Source organism: Pseudacidovorax sp. 1753 (assembly GCF_040544975.1).
Lineage (GTDB): Bacteria > Pseudomonadota > Gammaproteobacteria > Burkholderiales > Burkholderiaceae_C > Xenophilus.
This window is the reverse complement of the sequence record NZ_JBEPKY010000024.1, coordinates 1-13,147: the sequence shown is the minus strand read 5'-3', so window position 1 is coordinate 13,147 and position 13,147 is coordinate 1. Positions and strand designations below refer to the sequence as shown.

The 13,147-nt window shown below is 69.4% G+C and carries 13 protein-coding genes; all 13 read left to right on the top strand.

Annotated elements, in window-relative coordinates:
* The first annotated feature begins 233 nt into the window (after positions 1 to 233).
* Positions 234 to 1,034, top strand: coding sequence for an SDR family oxidoreductase (locus tag ABIC63_RS24665; RefSeq protein WP_304309654.1), 801 nt, complete (start codon positions 234 to 236; stop codon positions 1,032 to 1,034).
* A 40-nt stretch (positions 1,035 to 1,074) separates the two neighbouring features.
* On the top strand, positions 1,075 to 1,626 hold the full coding sequence (locus tag ABIC63_RS24660; RefSeq protein WP_114804563.1) for a cupin domain-containing protein: 552 nt from the start codon (positions 1,075 to 1,077) through the stop codon (positions 1,624 to 1,626).
* A 40-nt stretch (positions 1,627 to 1,666) separates the two neighbouring features.
* Complete coding sequence (locus ABIC63_RS24655; RefSeq protein WP_354321732.1) at positions 1,667 to 2,551, top strand: alpha/beta fold hydrolase; 885 nt, start codon at positions 1,667 to 1,669, stop codon at positions 2,549 to 2,551.
* Positions 2,552 to 2,564: 13 nt separating this feature from the next.
* The gene (locus ABIC63_RS24650) at positions 2,565 to 3,407 is read left to right on the top strand and encodes an IclR family transcriptional regulator (RefSeq protein ID WP_294378313.1); all 843 of its coding nucleotides are present in this window, start codon (positions 2,565 to 2,567) and stop codon (positions 3,405 to 3,407) included.
* Between the two features lie 17 nt (positions 3,408 to 3,424).
* The gene (locus ABIC63_RS24645) at positions 3,425 to 4,255 is read left to right on the top strand and encodes an SDR family oxidoreductase (protein WP_354321731.1); all 831 of its coding nucleotides are present in this window, start codon (positions 3,425 to 3,427) and stop codon (positions 4,253 to 4,255) included.
* 30 nt (positions 4,256 to 4,285) lie between these two features.
* Complete coding sequence (locus ABIC63_RS24640; RefSeq protein ID WP_354321730.1) at positions 4,286 to 5,977, top strand: thiamine pyrophosphate-binding protein; 1,692 nt, start codon at positions 4,286 to 4,288, stop codon at positions 5,975 to 5,977.
* A gap of 186 nt (positions 5,978 to 6,163) precedes the next feature.
* Positions 6,164 to 6,961, top strand: a complete 798-nt coding sequence (locus ABIC63_RS24635) for an aspartate dehydrogenase (protein WP_354321728.1) — start codon at positions 6,164 to 6,166, stop codon at positions 6,959 to 6,961.
* Between the two features lie 27 nt (positions 6,962 to 6,988).
* Positions 6,989 to 8,464: an aldehyde dehydrogenase gene (locus ABIC63_RS24630; protein ID WP_354321727.1), complete on the top strand. Its 1,476-nt coding sequence runs from the start codon at positions 6,989 to 6,991 to the stop codon at positions 8,462 to 8,464.
* A gap of 25 nt (positions 8,465 to 8,489) precedes the next feature.
* Entirely contained in the window at positions 8,490 to 9,458 is a 969-nt protein-coding gene (locus ABIC63_RS24625) for a VOC family protein (protein WP_354321726.1), read from the top strand.
* Between the two features lie 5 nt (positions 9,459 to 9,463).
* Complete coding sequence (locus tag ABIC63_RS24620) at positions 9,464 to 10,453, top strand: Bug family tripartite tricarboxylate transporter substrate binding protein (protein WP_354321725.1); 990 nt, start codon at positions 9,464 to 9,466, stop codon at positions 10,451 to 10,453.
* A 56-nt stretch (positions 10,454 to 10,509) separates the two neighbouring features.
* Positions 10,510 to 10,734 (top strand): recombinase-like helix-turn-helix domain-containing protein, encoded by a 225-nt coding sequence (locus ABIC63_RS24615; RefSeq protein ID WP_017757816.1) that lies wholly within the window; start codon positions 10,510 to 10,512, stop codon positions 10,732 to 10,734.
* 28 nt (positions 10,735 to 10,762) lie between these two features.
* A complete protein-coding gene (locus tag ABIC63_RS24610) occupies positions 10,763 to 11,800 on the top strand; it encodes a Rieske 2Fe-2S domain-containing protein (protein WP_354321724.1) in 1,038 nt (345 codons plus the stop codon).
* Between the two features lie 160 nt (positions 11,801 to 11,960).
* On the top strand, positions 11,961 to 12,935 hold the full coding sequence (locus ABIC63_RS24605; RefSeq protein WP_354321723.1) for a PDR/VanB family oxidoreductase: 975 nt from the start codon (positions 11,961 to 11,963) through the stop codon (positions 12,933 to 12,935).
* Positions 12,936 to 13,147: the final 212 nt, after the last annotated feature.

Below are 13,147 nucleotides of genomic sequence, written 5' to 3'. Positions count from 1 at the left end.
TGTCAACAAAGTGTGTCCGCCAGAGGCGGCGGGCGCAGTGTAGGGAGGGTCTCCGGCTCGGGCGTTGCGGCTGTTGTGCCGCAGCTTCATCCATTTGGAGGATAGGCAGGCTCCACGCGCGCGACGCCATCGTCTGATCGGCTTGACGACCGCAGACCGCTGCATTAATCTCCGTTCATTCCATATATGAACATGCGTTTCTCTAAAGAAACAAACGGATTCGCCCGATGAACATGACGCCCGACCCCGAGAGCCTGCGCAGCCTGATGGCCGAGATTCCGCCCACCCTGCTGGCCGGCCGGCGCGTGCTGGTGACGGGCGGTGCGCGTGGGCTGGGCCTGGCCTTTGCCAAGTGCATTGCACAGGCCGGTGGGCGCGTGGTCATCGCGGACATCCTGGCCGAGCTGGCCGCCAGCGAAGCGGCCGCGCTGCGCGGGCAGGGCCACGAGGTGCATGCGCTGGCGCTGGACCTGACCGATCCCGCCTCCGTCACGGCCTGCGCCGACGAGGCTGTGCGACTGCTCGGCGGACTGGACGGCCTGGTCAACAACGGCGCCATCACCAATTCCGGTGGCCGCGATCCGCACGCGCTGGAGATCGAGATGTGGGACCGCGTGATGGACGTCAACGTCCGCGGCACCTGGCTCATGAGCCGCGCCTGCCACGGCGCGCTGGCGGCCAGCGGCCGTGGCGCCATCGTCAACCTGGCCTCCGACACCGCCCTCTGGGGCGCCCAGAACCTGCTGGCCTATGTGGCCAGCAAGGGCGCCGTGGCGGCCATGACCCGCTCGCTGGCGCGTGAATGGGGCGGTGCCAACATCACGGTCAATGCCATCGCGCCCGGCCTCACGCTGGTCGAGGCCACCGAATACGTGCCCAAGGCGCGCCACGACAAGTACCTCGAAGGCCGCGCCCTGCCGCGCGAGCAGCAGGCGGCCGATGTGTGCGGCGCGGTGCTGTTCGCGCTGTCGCCGCTGTCGCGCTTCGTCACCGGCCAGTTGCTGCCCGTCAACGGCGGCTTCGTGCTCAATTGATTTCCGCCTTCCGTCCCGAAACCGTTTGTAGGAGAGCCCCATGACCGATCTGTCCGTCCAGCAGCAACTCGATCCTTCCAAGCCCAGCTGGGAGCGCCCCGAAGGCGCCAGCCTGGAGCAGTGGATGAACACGCGCATCGCGCGCTATTCCACCCGGCAGTACGACTGGGACGCGCTGAAGTTCCAGGCCGACTTCGACCCCAAGTACCGCCGCGCCCAGATGCGCTACGTGGGCACCGGTGGCACCGGTGTCGCCTCGGACAACAACACCGTGCCGGCCGAGCACTTCACCTTCTCGACCATGGTGATCCCGGCCGGCCACGAAGGCCCGTCGCACCTGCACATCGACGTGGAAGAGGTCTTCTTCCTGATCCGCGGCAAGCTCAAGGTGGTGCTGACCACGCCCGAGGGCGAGCGCTACGAGACCGTCATGACCGACCGCGACCTGATCTCGGTGCCGCCCGGCGTGTACCGCGAGGAGATCAACATCGGCGACGAGGACGCGCTGATGTGCGTGATGCTGGGTGCCAAGAAGCCCATCACGCCGACCTACCCGGCCGACCATCCGCTGACCAAGGTCAAGCGCGGCTGATCGCCCGTCGCCCCTGCCATTGGCCGACCCGAGCTTGCCCATGACCGCTGCTGCCGCCCCCGCTCCGCTGCCCGAAGCCGAAGTCGAGGCCCTCGACCGCCGCTTCCCCGTCCGTGAGGTGGCCCTGGCCCAGGGCGGCGTCGTGGCCGTGCGCGAGGCGGGGCAGGGCGCAGGTGGCCTGCCGTTGGTGTGCCTGCACGGCATCGGCTCGGGCTCGGCCTCCTGGCTGGGCGTGGCCGATGCGGTGGGTGGCGGCGCGCGGCTGATCGCCTGGGACGCGCCCGGCTATGGCACCTCCACGCCCGTGGCACGGCCGGCGCCGCGCGCCACCGACTACGCCGCGCGTCTGGCGGGACTGCTGGATGCGCTGGGCATCGCGCGCTGCGTGCTCGTCGGCCATTCGCTCGGCGCGCTGATGGCGGGCGGCGCCGTGCATGCCGGCGCACCATTGGCCGGCCGCATCGCGCGGCTGGTGCTGATGAGCCCGGCCCGTGGCTATGGCGCGGCCGGCCGCGAGGCGCAGGCGCAGAAGGTGCGCAGCGAGCGCCTGGCTACGCTCGACCAACTGGGCATCGTCGGCATGGCCATGCAGCGCAGCGCGCGGCTCGTCTCGGACAACGCCAGCGAGCGTGCCCGCCAATGGGTGCGCTGGAACATGGGCCGGCTCAACGATGCCGGCTACCGCCAGGCCGTCGAACTGCTGACCGGCGACGACCTGCTGGCCTACCTGCCGCCGGCCATGCCCGTGCAGGTGCTCTGCGGCAGCGAGGACGTGGTCACCACGCCCCTGGCCTGCGGCGAGGTGGCCCGGGCCTGTGGCGTCGAACTCGCCCTGCTGCCCGGTGCCGGCCATGCCTGCTACGTGGAGCAGCCGGCGCCCGTCGCGCAGTTGCTGATGGCCGCCGCCCAAGAACAAGACGCGTGAGGAGAGACACACCATGAGCCAGACCGACACCCCTGACGCCCCCAGCGACGACAGCGGCGACCGCTACAACGTTCCCGCGCTGGAGCGCGGCCTGCGCCTGCTGTGCGAGTTCAGCCGCGACACGCCCACGCTCTCCGCCCCGGAGTTGGCCCGCCGCTTCAACCTGCCGCGTTCCACCGTCTTCCGCCTTCTATCCACGCTGGAGAACATGGGCTTCATCGAGAAGACCGAGAGTGGCCGCGACTACCGCCTGGGCCTGGCCGTGCTGCGCCTGGGCTTCGAATACCTGGCGTCGCTGGAGCTGACCGAGCTGGGCCTGCCGGTGCTCACCCGCCTGTCGGAGGACATCGGGCATGCCTGCAACATGGTGGTGCGCGATGGCCGTTCCATCGTCTACGTGGCCAAGACCGCGTCGCCCACGCCCTTCCGCAGCGCGGTCACGGTGGGCACCCGCCTGCCCGCCCATGCCACGGTGCTGGGCCATGTGCTGCTGGCCGACCTGAGCCTGCCGCAACTGCGCGCGCTCTATCCCGAGGACAAGCTCGAGGTCTTCTCGGACAACACGCCGCGCACCGTCAACGCCCTGTTCGACATGGTCCAGACCGTGCGCGACCATGGCTACGTGCTGGGCGAGGGCTTCTTCGAAAGCAACATCTCCACCATCGCTGCGCCGGTGCGCGACCGTGCGGGCCACACCATCGCTGCGCTGGGCGCGACCTTCACCACTGCGCACATCGACGAAGGCCCGGTGGACCAGCTGGTGCAGCGCGTTTGCTCCGCGGCCGATGAGATTTCTGGCCTGCTCGACGGCGCCCACCCGGGCATGACGCGCAAGGTCATCCCCTTGCGCCGCTGAACACGCTTTCTTCCGCCATGAATCCCACGTCTTCCTTCTTCGCCGCGGACGCCCTGGCCGGCCGCACAGCCGTCGTGACCGGTGGCTCCTCAGGCATCGGCTTGGCCACCGTTCAGGTGCTGCTGTCGGCCGGAGCCTCGGTCGCGCTGTGCGGCCGCAATGTGCAGCGGCTGGACAGCGCCGTCGCCGGCCTGCGCGAGCAGTTCCCCAACGCCAAGCTCTTCGCCCGCACCTGCGACGTGCTCGACGCCGACTCGGTCAAGTCCTTCGCCGCCGAGAGCCAGGCCGCGCTGGGCCCGGCCGCCATGCTGATCAACAACGCGGGGCAGGGCCGGGTCTCCACCTTCGCCGACACCGACGACCAGGCCTGGATGGACGAGCTCAAGCTCAAGTTCTTCTCGATCATCCATCCCACCCGCGCCTTCCTGCCGCAGCTGGTGGCCGAGCGCCAGCGCCTGGGCGATGCGGCCATCGCCTGCGCCAACTCATTGCTGGCCCGCCAGCCCGAGCCGCACATGGTGGCCACCTCGGCCGCGCGCGCGGGCATCCTGAATCTCGTGCGCTCGCTGGCCACCGAGTTCGCGCCGCAGGGCGTGCGCGTCAACGGCATCCTGATCGGCCTGGTCGAGTCCGGCCAATGGCGCCGCCGCTTTGAGGCGCGCGAGGACAAGTCGCAGGACTGGGCCACGTGGAGCGCCGAGCTGGCCATCAAGAAGCACATCCCGCTGCGCCGCCTGGGCCTGCCGGTGGAAGCGGCGCGCGCGCTGGCCTTCCTCGTCTCGCCCTTCTCGTCGTACACGAGCGGCAGCCACATCGACGTCTCGGGCGGCCATTCCAGAGCAGCCTGAAACAGCCCCGTCTTCGATTCCGGAATACCCATGACCTCCACCCCCAAAGTCACCGTCGGCACGGTCGTCGCCGCCTTCCTCGAACAGTGCGGGGTCAAGGCCGCCTTCGGCGTGATCTCGATCCACAACATGCCGATCCTGGACGCCTTCGCGCTGCGCGGCCAGACGCGCTTCGTCATGGCCCGCGGCGAGGCCGGTGCCGGCAACATGGCCGATGCCTATGCCCGCTCCACCTCCAGCCTGGGCGTGTGCATCACCAGCACTGGCCCGGCCGCGGGCAACATCGCCGGCAGCCTGGTCGAGGCCCGCAACGCCGGCACACCGCTGCTGCACATCACCGGTCAGATCGAGACCCAGTACCTGGACCAGAACCTGGCCTACATCCACGAGGCACCCGATCAGCTGGCCATGCTGACAGCGGTCTCCAAAGCCGCCTTCCGCGTGCGCAATGCCGAGACCTGCCTGTCCACGCTCAAGGCCGCGGTGCAGGCCGCGCAGACCGCGCCCACCGGCCCGGTGAGCGTGGAGATTCCGATCGACATCCAGCAGTCGCTGATCGAGATGCCGGCCGACCTGTCGCCGCTGCCCATCACCGTGCCGGTGCCGAGCGAGGCCGCCATCGACGCGCTTGCCGAGCAATTGGCCGCCAAACGCCGTCCGCTGCTGTGGCTGGGCGGCGGCGCCCGCCATGCCGGCGCGGCCGTAGCGCGCCTCAAGGCGCTGGGCTTCGGCATCGTCAGCACCGTGCAGGGCCGCGGCATCGTGGCGGAGGACGACCCCGCCTCGCTGGGCGCCTACAACATCCAGAAGCCGGTCGAGGCCTTCTACCAGCGCTGCGATGCCATGCTGGTGGTGGGCTCGCGCCTGCGCAGCAACGAGACGCTGAAGTACGAACTCAAGCTGCCGCGCCCCCTGCTGCGCATCGACGCCGATGCCGCCCAGCAGGGCCGCTGCTATGCCGACGACGGCTTCGTCTGGGGCGATTCCGCGCTGGTGCTCAATGGCCTGGCCGACCGGCTGGAAGCCCGCGGCTGGAAGGCGGACCCGGAACTGCTGGTTGACCTGCGCAAGACCCACGACGAGGTGGTCGCCACGCTGCACGACGGCCTGGGACCCTACACCGCGCTGGTGCAGCAACTGCAGAAGCAGGCCGGCCGCCGGTTCAACTGGGTGCGCGACGTCACGGTTTCCAACAGCACCTGGGGCAACCGCGAGCTGCGCTTCTTCGAGGCCAATGCCGGCGTGCACGCCACGGGCGGTGGCATCGGCATGGGCATGCCCATGGCCATCGGCGCCGCGGTAGGCGCGGCCGTGACGGCCTCTGGCCGCAAGACGCTGGCCCTGGCCGGCGACGGCGGCTTCATCCTCAACCTGGGCGAGCTGGCCACGCTGGTGCAGGAAGAGTGCGATGCGCTCATCGTCCTGATGAACGACCAGCGCTACGGCGTGATCCAGAACATCCAGGACGCCTCCTACGGCGGCCGTCGCTGCTATGTCGAGCTGCACACGCCCGACTATGCGCAGCTGTGCGCCTCGATCCGGCTACCGCATGCCCGCGTGACGGATCTGGCCGAGCTGCCCGGCGTGCTCGACAGCGCGTGGTCGCGCAAGGGCCCCTTCCTGCTCGAGATCGACATGCGCGCCATCGGCGGCTTCAAGACCAACTTCGCTGGCCCGCCGGTGAACAAGATGGACCAGGTGCCCGCGGCACCTGCGGCTTGAAATGGCCCACCCCCAGTCTCCGCGGACTTCGTTCCGCTCCGCCTACCCCCTCAGGGGGGCACATCCAGCGGCCCGGCAAAGCCGGTTCCGCGGATGTCCTCGCATGGCCTGCTCCGCGGCCTTTTGCGCAGCGGCTCAGCATGGAGCGTCGCCCTCCGTCCGCGACGTCTTGAATGGAGCCGCTCGATGAAGTTCGCCCTGATCGGCTGTGGTGCCATCGGCACCGCGCTGCTGGAACTGGTGAAGATTGACGCCGGGCTGGCTGCGGCTGCCATCGTGGTGCCCGCGGGCAGTGAGGCCGCCGCGCAGGACGTGGCCGCACGCCTCGCCCCCGGCGCGCAGGTGCTGCAGGCCGTGCCGGCCGATGGCATCGATCTGGTGGTCGAAGCGGCCGGCCATGCCGCCATCGAGCAGCATGTGCTGGCGGCGCTCAAGCGCGGCATTCCCGCCATCGTGGCTTCGGTCGGTGCGCTGTCGGCGCCCGGCTTGCCGGAGCAACTGGAGGCCGCAGCCCGAGAAGGCGGCACGCAGGTGCAGCTGATCGCCGGTGCCATCGGCGCCATCGATGCCCTGGCCGCCGCCCGCATCGGTGGGCTGGAGACGGTGCGCTACACCGGCCGCAAGCCGCCCCGCGCCTGGAAGGGCACGCCGGCGGAAGAGGGCCGCGACCTCGACGCCCTGGCGGCCGAGGCGGTGATCTTCGAGGGCAGCGCCCGCGATGCCGCGCGCCTGTTCCCCAAGAACGCCAACGTGGCGGCCACCGTGTCGCTGGCCGGTCTGGGCCTGGACCGCACCACGGTGCGCCTGATCGCCGACCCGGCCGTGACCGAGAACGTGCACCAGGTGGAGGCCGATGGCGCCTTCGGCCGCTTCGAGCTGACCATGCGCAACCAGCCGCTGGCTGCCAATCCCAAGACCTCGGCGCTGACCGTGTACAGCGCGGTGCGCGCGCTGCGCGGTCGTGTGGCGCCCCTGGTCATCTGACGACGAAACACGAGAGAGAAGCCCCCGATGCCCAACCTGGAACTGCTCCCCATCAACGTGGCCGGCGAATGGCGCCTGGGCGGCGGCGATGAGTACCGGAGCCTGTACCCGGCGACTGGCGAGCCCATCGCCCGCCTGCGCGCCGCCAGCCTGGCCGATGTGGAAGAGGCCATCGCCCGTGCCGACGTGGCCTTCCGCACCAGCGGCTGGGCCCAGATGCTGCCGCACCTGCGCGCCGCCGTGCTGCACCGCGTGGCCGCCCTCATCCGCGAGCGCGCCGAAGACCTGGCGCAGAAGCAGCGCCTGGACAACGGCAAGCCCATCAGCGAGATCCGTGCGCTGGTCGCCAGCGCCGCCGGCACCTTCCAGTTCTTCGCCGCCGCGCTGGAGACGCTGGAGGACACCATCACGCCCTCGCGCGGGCCGTTCGTGACGATGAGCGTGCACGAGCCCATGGGCGTCGTGGCCGCCATCACGCCCTGGAACTCGCCCATCGCCAGCGAGGCGCAGAAGCTCGCGCCCGCCCTGGCCGCCGGCAATGCCGTGGTGGTCAAGCCTGCCGAGGTGACGCCGTTGATGGCGCTGGAGTTGGCCAGGATCTGCGAAGAGGCTGGTGTGCCCCGCGGCATCGTCAGCGTGCTGCCGGGCAAGGGCTCGGTGATCGGCGACGCCATCACCAAGCATCCGCTGGTCAAACGCGTGTCCTTCACCGGCGGCACCGCCACCGGCAAGCACATCGCCCACATCGCGGCCGACAAGATGATGCCGGTGTCGCTGGAGCTGGGTGGCAAGTCGCCCACCATGGTGCTGGAGGACGCGGACCTGGACCATGCCGTGGCCGGCGTGCTCTACGGCATCTTCAGCAGCTCGGGCGAGTCGTGCATCGCGGGCTCGCGCCTGTTCGTGGCGCGCGGCATCTACGACGAGTTCGTGACCCGCGTGGCCGAGGCCGCCAAGAACCTGCGTGTGGGCGATCCGGCGGACGAACGCACACAGATGGGCCCGCTGATCACCGCGAAGCACCGCGAGGGCATCGAGCGCTACGTGGACCTGGGCGTGAGCGAAGGCGGCCGCATCCGCACCGGCGGCGTGCGCCCGCAGGGCGCGGCCTTCGACAAGGGCTACTTCTACACGCCCACCATCCTCGAAGGCCTCACCAACAACGCCCGCATCACGCAGGAAGAGATCTTCGGCCCGGTGCTGGTCGCCATGCCCTTCGACAACGAAGAGGAACTGATCGCCCAGGCCAACGACAGCGTCTATGCGCTGGCGGCGGGCGTGTGGAGCCGCGATTTCAAGCGCGCCTGGCGCCTGGGCCGCGCGGTGCAGGCGGGCACCGTCTGGGTCAACACCTACAAGCAGTTCTCCGTCTCCACGCCCTTCGGCGGCTGGCGCGACTCGGGCCTGGGCCGCGAGAAGGGCCGCGAAGGCATCTTCCAGTACATGGAGCAGAAGAGCATGTACTGGGGCACGAACGAAGCCCCGATCCCATGGTCGAAGTGACCCTGAACCCCAAGGAAATCAAGCAATGAGCGTTCTCGGCATCGATCAGATCACCTACGGCACGGACGACCTCGCCACCAGCCGCCGCTTCTTCCTGGACTGGGGCCTGACCCTGGCCCACGAGGCCGCGGACGAGCTGGTGTTCGAAAGCCTCAACGGCTGCCGCATCGTGGTGGCGTCCATGGACAAGGCGGGCCTGCCGCCCGCCATCGAAGACGGCCCCACGCTGCGCGAGGTGGTCTGGGGCGTGGAAAGCGCCGCCGACCTCGACCGCTATGCCGACGCCATCCGCGGCGACGCAGGCTTCGTCGACGGCGAGGTGGCCGGTGGCCGCCGCATCGGCTGCACCGATCCCAACGGGCTGGCCGTGCGCCTGCAGGTCAGCCGCAAGAAGGCCATCGACATCGATTGCGCCCGCGTGAACACCTGGACCGACAAGGCCCGCGTCAACCAGCCCAGCCCGATCTACGACCGGGCCACGCCCATCGAGGTGGGCCACGTGGTGTTCTTCGTGGCCGACGTGAAGGCCTGCGAGGCCTTCTATGCCAGCCGCTTCGGCTTCGTCGCCTCCGACCGCTATCCGGGCCGTGGCGCCTTCCTGCGCTGCGCCGACATCGGTGGCCACCATGACCTGTTCCTGCTGCAGCTACCCACGGGCAAGCGCGGCATCAACCATGTGGCCTTCACCGTGCGCGACATCCACGAGGTGTTCGGCGGCGGGCTGCATTTCTCCCGCTGCGGCTGGGAAACGCAACTCGGCCCGGGCCGGCATCCGATCTCCTCGGCCTATTTCTGGTACTTCAAGAACCCGGCCGGCGGCCTGATCGAGTACTACGCCGACGAGGACCAGCTGACGGCCGAATGGGCCGCCCGCGACTTCGAGCCCGGCCCGACGGTGTTCGCCGAATGGGCCGTGGACGGTGGCCTGGACGGCCACACGCGGCGGCAGAAGGGCGTGGACGCCTCGGGCAAGTTTTTGACAGAAAAGAAGTGATCGTCATGCAACGCAAGTCCTTCCTGGTCGCCACGCTGTGCGGCCTGATCGCCACCGGCGCGGCCTGGGCCCAGACGCCCGCCGAGGTGCACAAGCAGCTCGCCAGCGAGCGCTTCAACATCGTCTCGCCCTTCCCGGCGGGAGGCCCGGTGGATGCGCTGGCACGCTTCCTGGCCGACGGCCTCAGCAAGCGCTACGGCCAGCCGGCCGTGGTGGAGAACGCCGTGGGCGCGGCCGGCAACATCGGCATCGACAAGATCAAGCGCGCCAAGGGCGACGGCCACAACCTGCTGGTGGTGCCCGCGGGCAACCTGACGATCAACCCGACGCTGATGCCGAACTTCCCGTTCAACATCGAGAAGGACTTCGTGCCCGTCACCATGCTGGCCAAGGCGCCCAACGTGGTGGTGGCCTCGCCGGCCTCGGGCATCAAGACGGCCAAGGACCTGATCGCCCAGGCCAAGGCCAAGCCGGGCGCGCTCTCGTACGCCTCGCCGGGCATCGGCAGTGGCTTGCACCTGGCGGGTGAGCTGTTCAAGCAGCAGGCCGGCATCGACATGCTGCACGTCGCCTACAAGGGCACGCCGCCGGCGCTCAACGACACCGTGGCGGGCATCGTGCCGCTGATGTTCACCAACCTGCCGGCCGCGCTGCCCTTCATCACCAGCGGCAAGCTGACCGCCATCGGCATCACCGAAGCCCAGCGCACGCCGGTGGCGCCGGAGATCCCGACGCTGGCGGAGCAGGGCATCCAGGGCGTGAACGTCACCTCCTGGTACGGCCTGCTGGCACCGGCCGGCACGCCGCCGGCAGTGGCCGAACAGCTGGCCAGGGACGCCGCCGAGATCCTGGCGCAGCCCGAGATCCAGGAGAAGCTGAAGGCCCAGGGCATGACCCAGGCCACCATGACGCCCGCCGCCTTCGCCAAGGCCATGAAGGACGAGACGGCCGTGTGGGCCGGCGTCATCAAGAGCCGCGGCATCAAGGCCGAGTGAGCCGGCGCACCGCCTTCGACCAACAACGCATTCCCGCCCCCCCGATGGAGCACACCATGACCGACCGCTACCTCGAGCCCCACCAGGCGCGCAAGCGCAACCCCACCACCTACGAAGACCTGCTGGGCGATGCCATCGAGCGCGCCTTTGGCGCCGGCGTGCACGACCTGCCCGGCCTGGTGCAGGCGCTCAACGACAGCGGCCTGGCCAGCCCCAGCGGCAAGCCCTGGACCGAAGAGGTCTACCGCCAGGAAATCGCCATCCTGTCGGAACAGCCCTGAACCCTACGACGCCCGCGAGGAACACCCCATGACCACCATCGCCATCCACGCCGATCCGGTCGACCAGCTGCTCGAAGTCGGTCTCAAGGACCTCTGGTACCCGATCTGCCCATCCTCCTTCATCAAGGAAAAGCCCGTTTCGCTGCGCCGCCTGGGCCGCAAGCTGGCCTTCTGGCGCGACTTCGACGGCGTGCTGCACGCCCTGGAAGACCGCTGCCCGCACCGCGGCGCGCCGCTGTCGCAGGGCGTGGTGCTGGGCGACCGGCTGTCCTGCCCCTACCACGGCGTCGAGGTGCGCTGCGACGGCGTGACCACCCGCGTGCCGGGCAGCCCCGGCTGCAAACTCGAAGGCACGCGCGCCACGCGGCACTTCCATGTCAAGGAAGCGGCGGGCGCCGTCTTCCTCTACAACAGCAGCGAGCCGGTGGACGAGCCTCCGCCTCTGGTGCTGCCCGAGGAACTGACCAACGACGAGCAGTACGGCCACTTCCTCTGCTACACGGAGTGGAAGGGCGACTATCGCTACGTGCTCGACAACGTCATGGACCCGATGCACGGCACCTTCCTGCACAAGCAGTCGCACTCGATGGCCGAGGGCGATTCGAAGGCCAAGTTCGGCATCCGTGCCACCGACACCGGCTTCGTCTTCGAGAAGGAAGGCCAGCGCAACGTCAACTTCGACTGGACGGAGTGGGGCGACACCGGCATCCACTGGATGCGTCTGGAGATCCCGTACCCGAAGACCGGCGGCCCCGGCGGCAACTTCATCATCGTGGGCAGCTATACGCCCATCTCCACCGGCCTGGCGGCGGTCTTTCACTGGCGCGTGCGCAAGCTGCCCAAGGGCTGGGAGCGCGACACCTGGCGCTTCCTGTACCGCAACCGGCTGGAGCAGCGCCACTGGCGCGTGCTGGAGCAGGACCGCGTGATGCTGGAGGACATGGAACCCGACGCCAACCAGCACGAAAACCTGTATCAGCACGACCTGGGCATCGTGCGGCTGCGGCGCCACCTGCGCAACCTGGCGCAGCAGCAGATCGAGGCGAAGCAGACGGTGCAGGCCTGAAGAGCCCTCGAGGCCGGGGGGCGGAGTGGCAGCGGGCGGCACGCGGCTTGCTCGCTGCCTATGATCCGGGCGCTGCGTGCGCGCCGCCACCCTGCCGCCCCCAAAAGAAAGGGCGCGCTTCCTCCTACAACACACAGACAAGTCCAGAGAGATCTCCGCCATGTCCGCCCCCACGCTCAAAGCCCTGGTCCACACGATGCGCCACGAGGCCGATGGAATCGTCAGCGTCGAATTCCGTCCGGCCACGGCCGGCGTGAGCTTTCCCGCCTTCGCCGCGGGCTCGCACATCGACCTGCACCTCGCCAACGGCCTGGTGCGCAGCTACTCGCTGTGCAACCCCTGCAGCGACAGCGGTCGCTACGTGGTGGGCGTGCTCAACGACCGCAACAGCCGCGGCGGCTCGAAGTTCGTGCATCAGCAGTTGCGCGTTGGGCAGGTGATCGATATCTCGGCCCCGCGCAACAACTTCGAGCTGCACGAGGATGCACCGAAGAGCGTGCTGGTGGCCGGCGGCATCGGCGTGACGCCGATCTTCTGCATGCTCCAGCGCCTAGTCGCCCTGGGCCGGCCGGTGGAACTGGTCTACTGCGCCCGCACCCGCAAGGAGGCCGCCTTCGTCGAGCCCATCACCGCCCTGGCCGCCAAGGCCAAGGTGCCGGTGACTTGGCACTTCGACGACGAGCAGGGCGGTCCGCCCAAGCTGGCCCAGTTGCTGGAAGGCCGCGGCGCCGACAGCCACTTCTACTGCTGCGGTCCCACGCCCATGCTCGACGCCTTCGAGAAGGCCTGCGAGCAGCTGGGCTACGACAACGCCCACATCGAGCGCTTTGCCGCCGTGGTGGTCGAGTCGCCCGTGGAGACGCACGGCTTCGAGGTGGTCTGCGAGAAGAGCGGCAAGACCGTGCCGGTGCCTGGCGGCAAGTCCATCCTAGACGCGCTGATCGATGCCGGGCTGAACCCCGACCACAGCTGCAAGGAAGGCGTGTGCGGCGCCTGCGAGACGCCCGTGCTCGACTTCGACGGCGAGCTGGACCACCAGGACGGCATCCTCACCAAGATCGAGCGGCAGTCGGGCAAGACCATGATGATCTGCGTCTCGCGCTGCACGGGGAAGCGGCTGGTGCTGGACGTCTAGGTCGGGTCGAGATTCGCGCCACCCGCTGGGGTGGAGGTCCTGCTTACTGCTTGCCTGCTTGCCGCTTGCCGTGGGCGATATTTGCGCCGTGGTCGCATGCGGGTCTGGGACCGTTGTCTCCGCGAAGACGCCCGGCGGGAGCGGCCCCCAGGGCGCGGCCGATGTGCGTGCCCCTCGCTGAACGCTCGGGGTCCCCTGCGGTGCTCGCCTGG

What these genes read in the sequence shown, in the direction of transcription:
- ABIC63_RS24660 (WP_114804563.1), top strand. Translation starts at nt 1,075, where the DNA reads ATGACCGATCTGTCCGTCCAGCAGCAACTCGATCCTTCCAAGCCCAGC.
- ABIC63_RS24615 (WP_017757816.1), top strand. Translation starts at nt 10,510, where the DNA reads ATGACCGACCGCTACCTCGAGCCCCACCAGGCGCGCAAGCGCAACCCC.
- ABIC63_RS24650 (WP_294378313.1), top strand. Translation starts at nt 2,565, where the DNA reads ATGAGCCAGACCGACACCCCTGACGCCCCCAGCGACGACAGCGGCGAC.
- ABIC63_RS24625 (WP_354321726.1), top strand. Translation starts at nt 8,490, where the DNA reads ATGAGCGTTCTCGGCATCGATCAGATCACCTACGGCACGGACGACCTC.
- ABIC63_RS24640 (WP_354321730.1), top strand. Translation starts at nt 4,286, where the DNA reads ATGACCTCCACCCCCAAAGTCACCGTCGGCACGGTCGTCGCCGCCTTC.
- ABIC63_RS24620 (WP_354321725.1), top strand. Translation starts at nt 9,464, where the DNA reads ATGCAACGCAAGTCCTTCCTGGTCGCCACGCTGTGCGGCCTGATCGCC.
- ABIC63_RS24610 (WP_354321724.1), top strand. Translation starts at nt 10,763, where the DNA reads ATGACCACCATCGCCATCCACGCCGATCCGGTCGACCAGCTGCTCGAA.
- ABIC63_RS24630 (WP_354321727.1), top strand. Translation starts at nt 6,989, where the DNA reads ATGCCCAACCTGGAACTGCTCCCCATCAACGTGGCCGGCGAATGGCGC.
- ABIC63_RS24605 (WP_354321723.1), top strand. Translation starts at nt 11,961, where the DNA reads ATGTCCGCCCCCACGCTCAAAGCCCTGGTCCACACGATGCGCCACGAG.
- ABIC63_RS24655 (WP_354321732.1), top strand. Translation starts at nt 1,667, where the DNA reads ATGACCGCTGCTGCCGCCCCCGCTCCGCTGCCCGAAGCCGAAGTCGAG.
- ABIC63_RS24645 (WP_354321731.1), top strand. Translation starts at nt 3,425, where the DNA reads ATGAATCCCACGTCTTCCTTCTTCGCCGCGGACGCCCTGGCCGGCCGC.
- ABIC63_RS24665 (WP_304309654.1), top strand. Translation starts at nt 234, where the DNA reads ATGACGCCCGACCCCGAGAGCCTGCGCAGCCTGATGGCCGAGATTCCG.
- ABIC63_RS24635 (WP_354321728.1), top strand. Translation starts at nt 6,164, where the DNA reads ATGAAGTTCGCCCTGATCGGCTGTGGTGCCATCGGCACCGCGCTGCTG.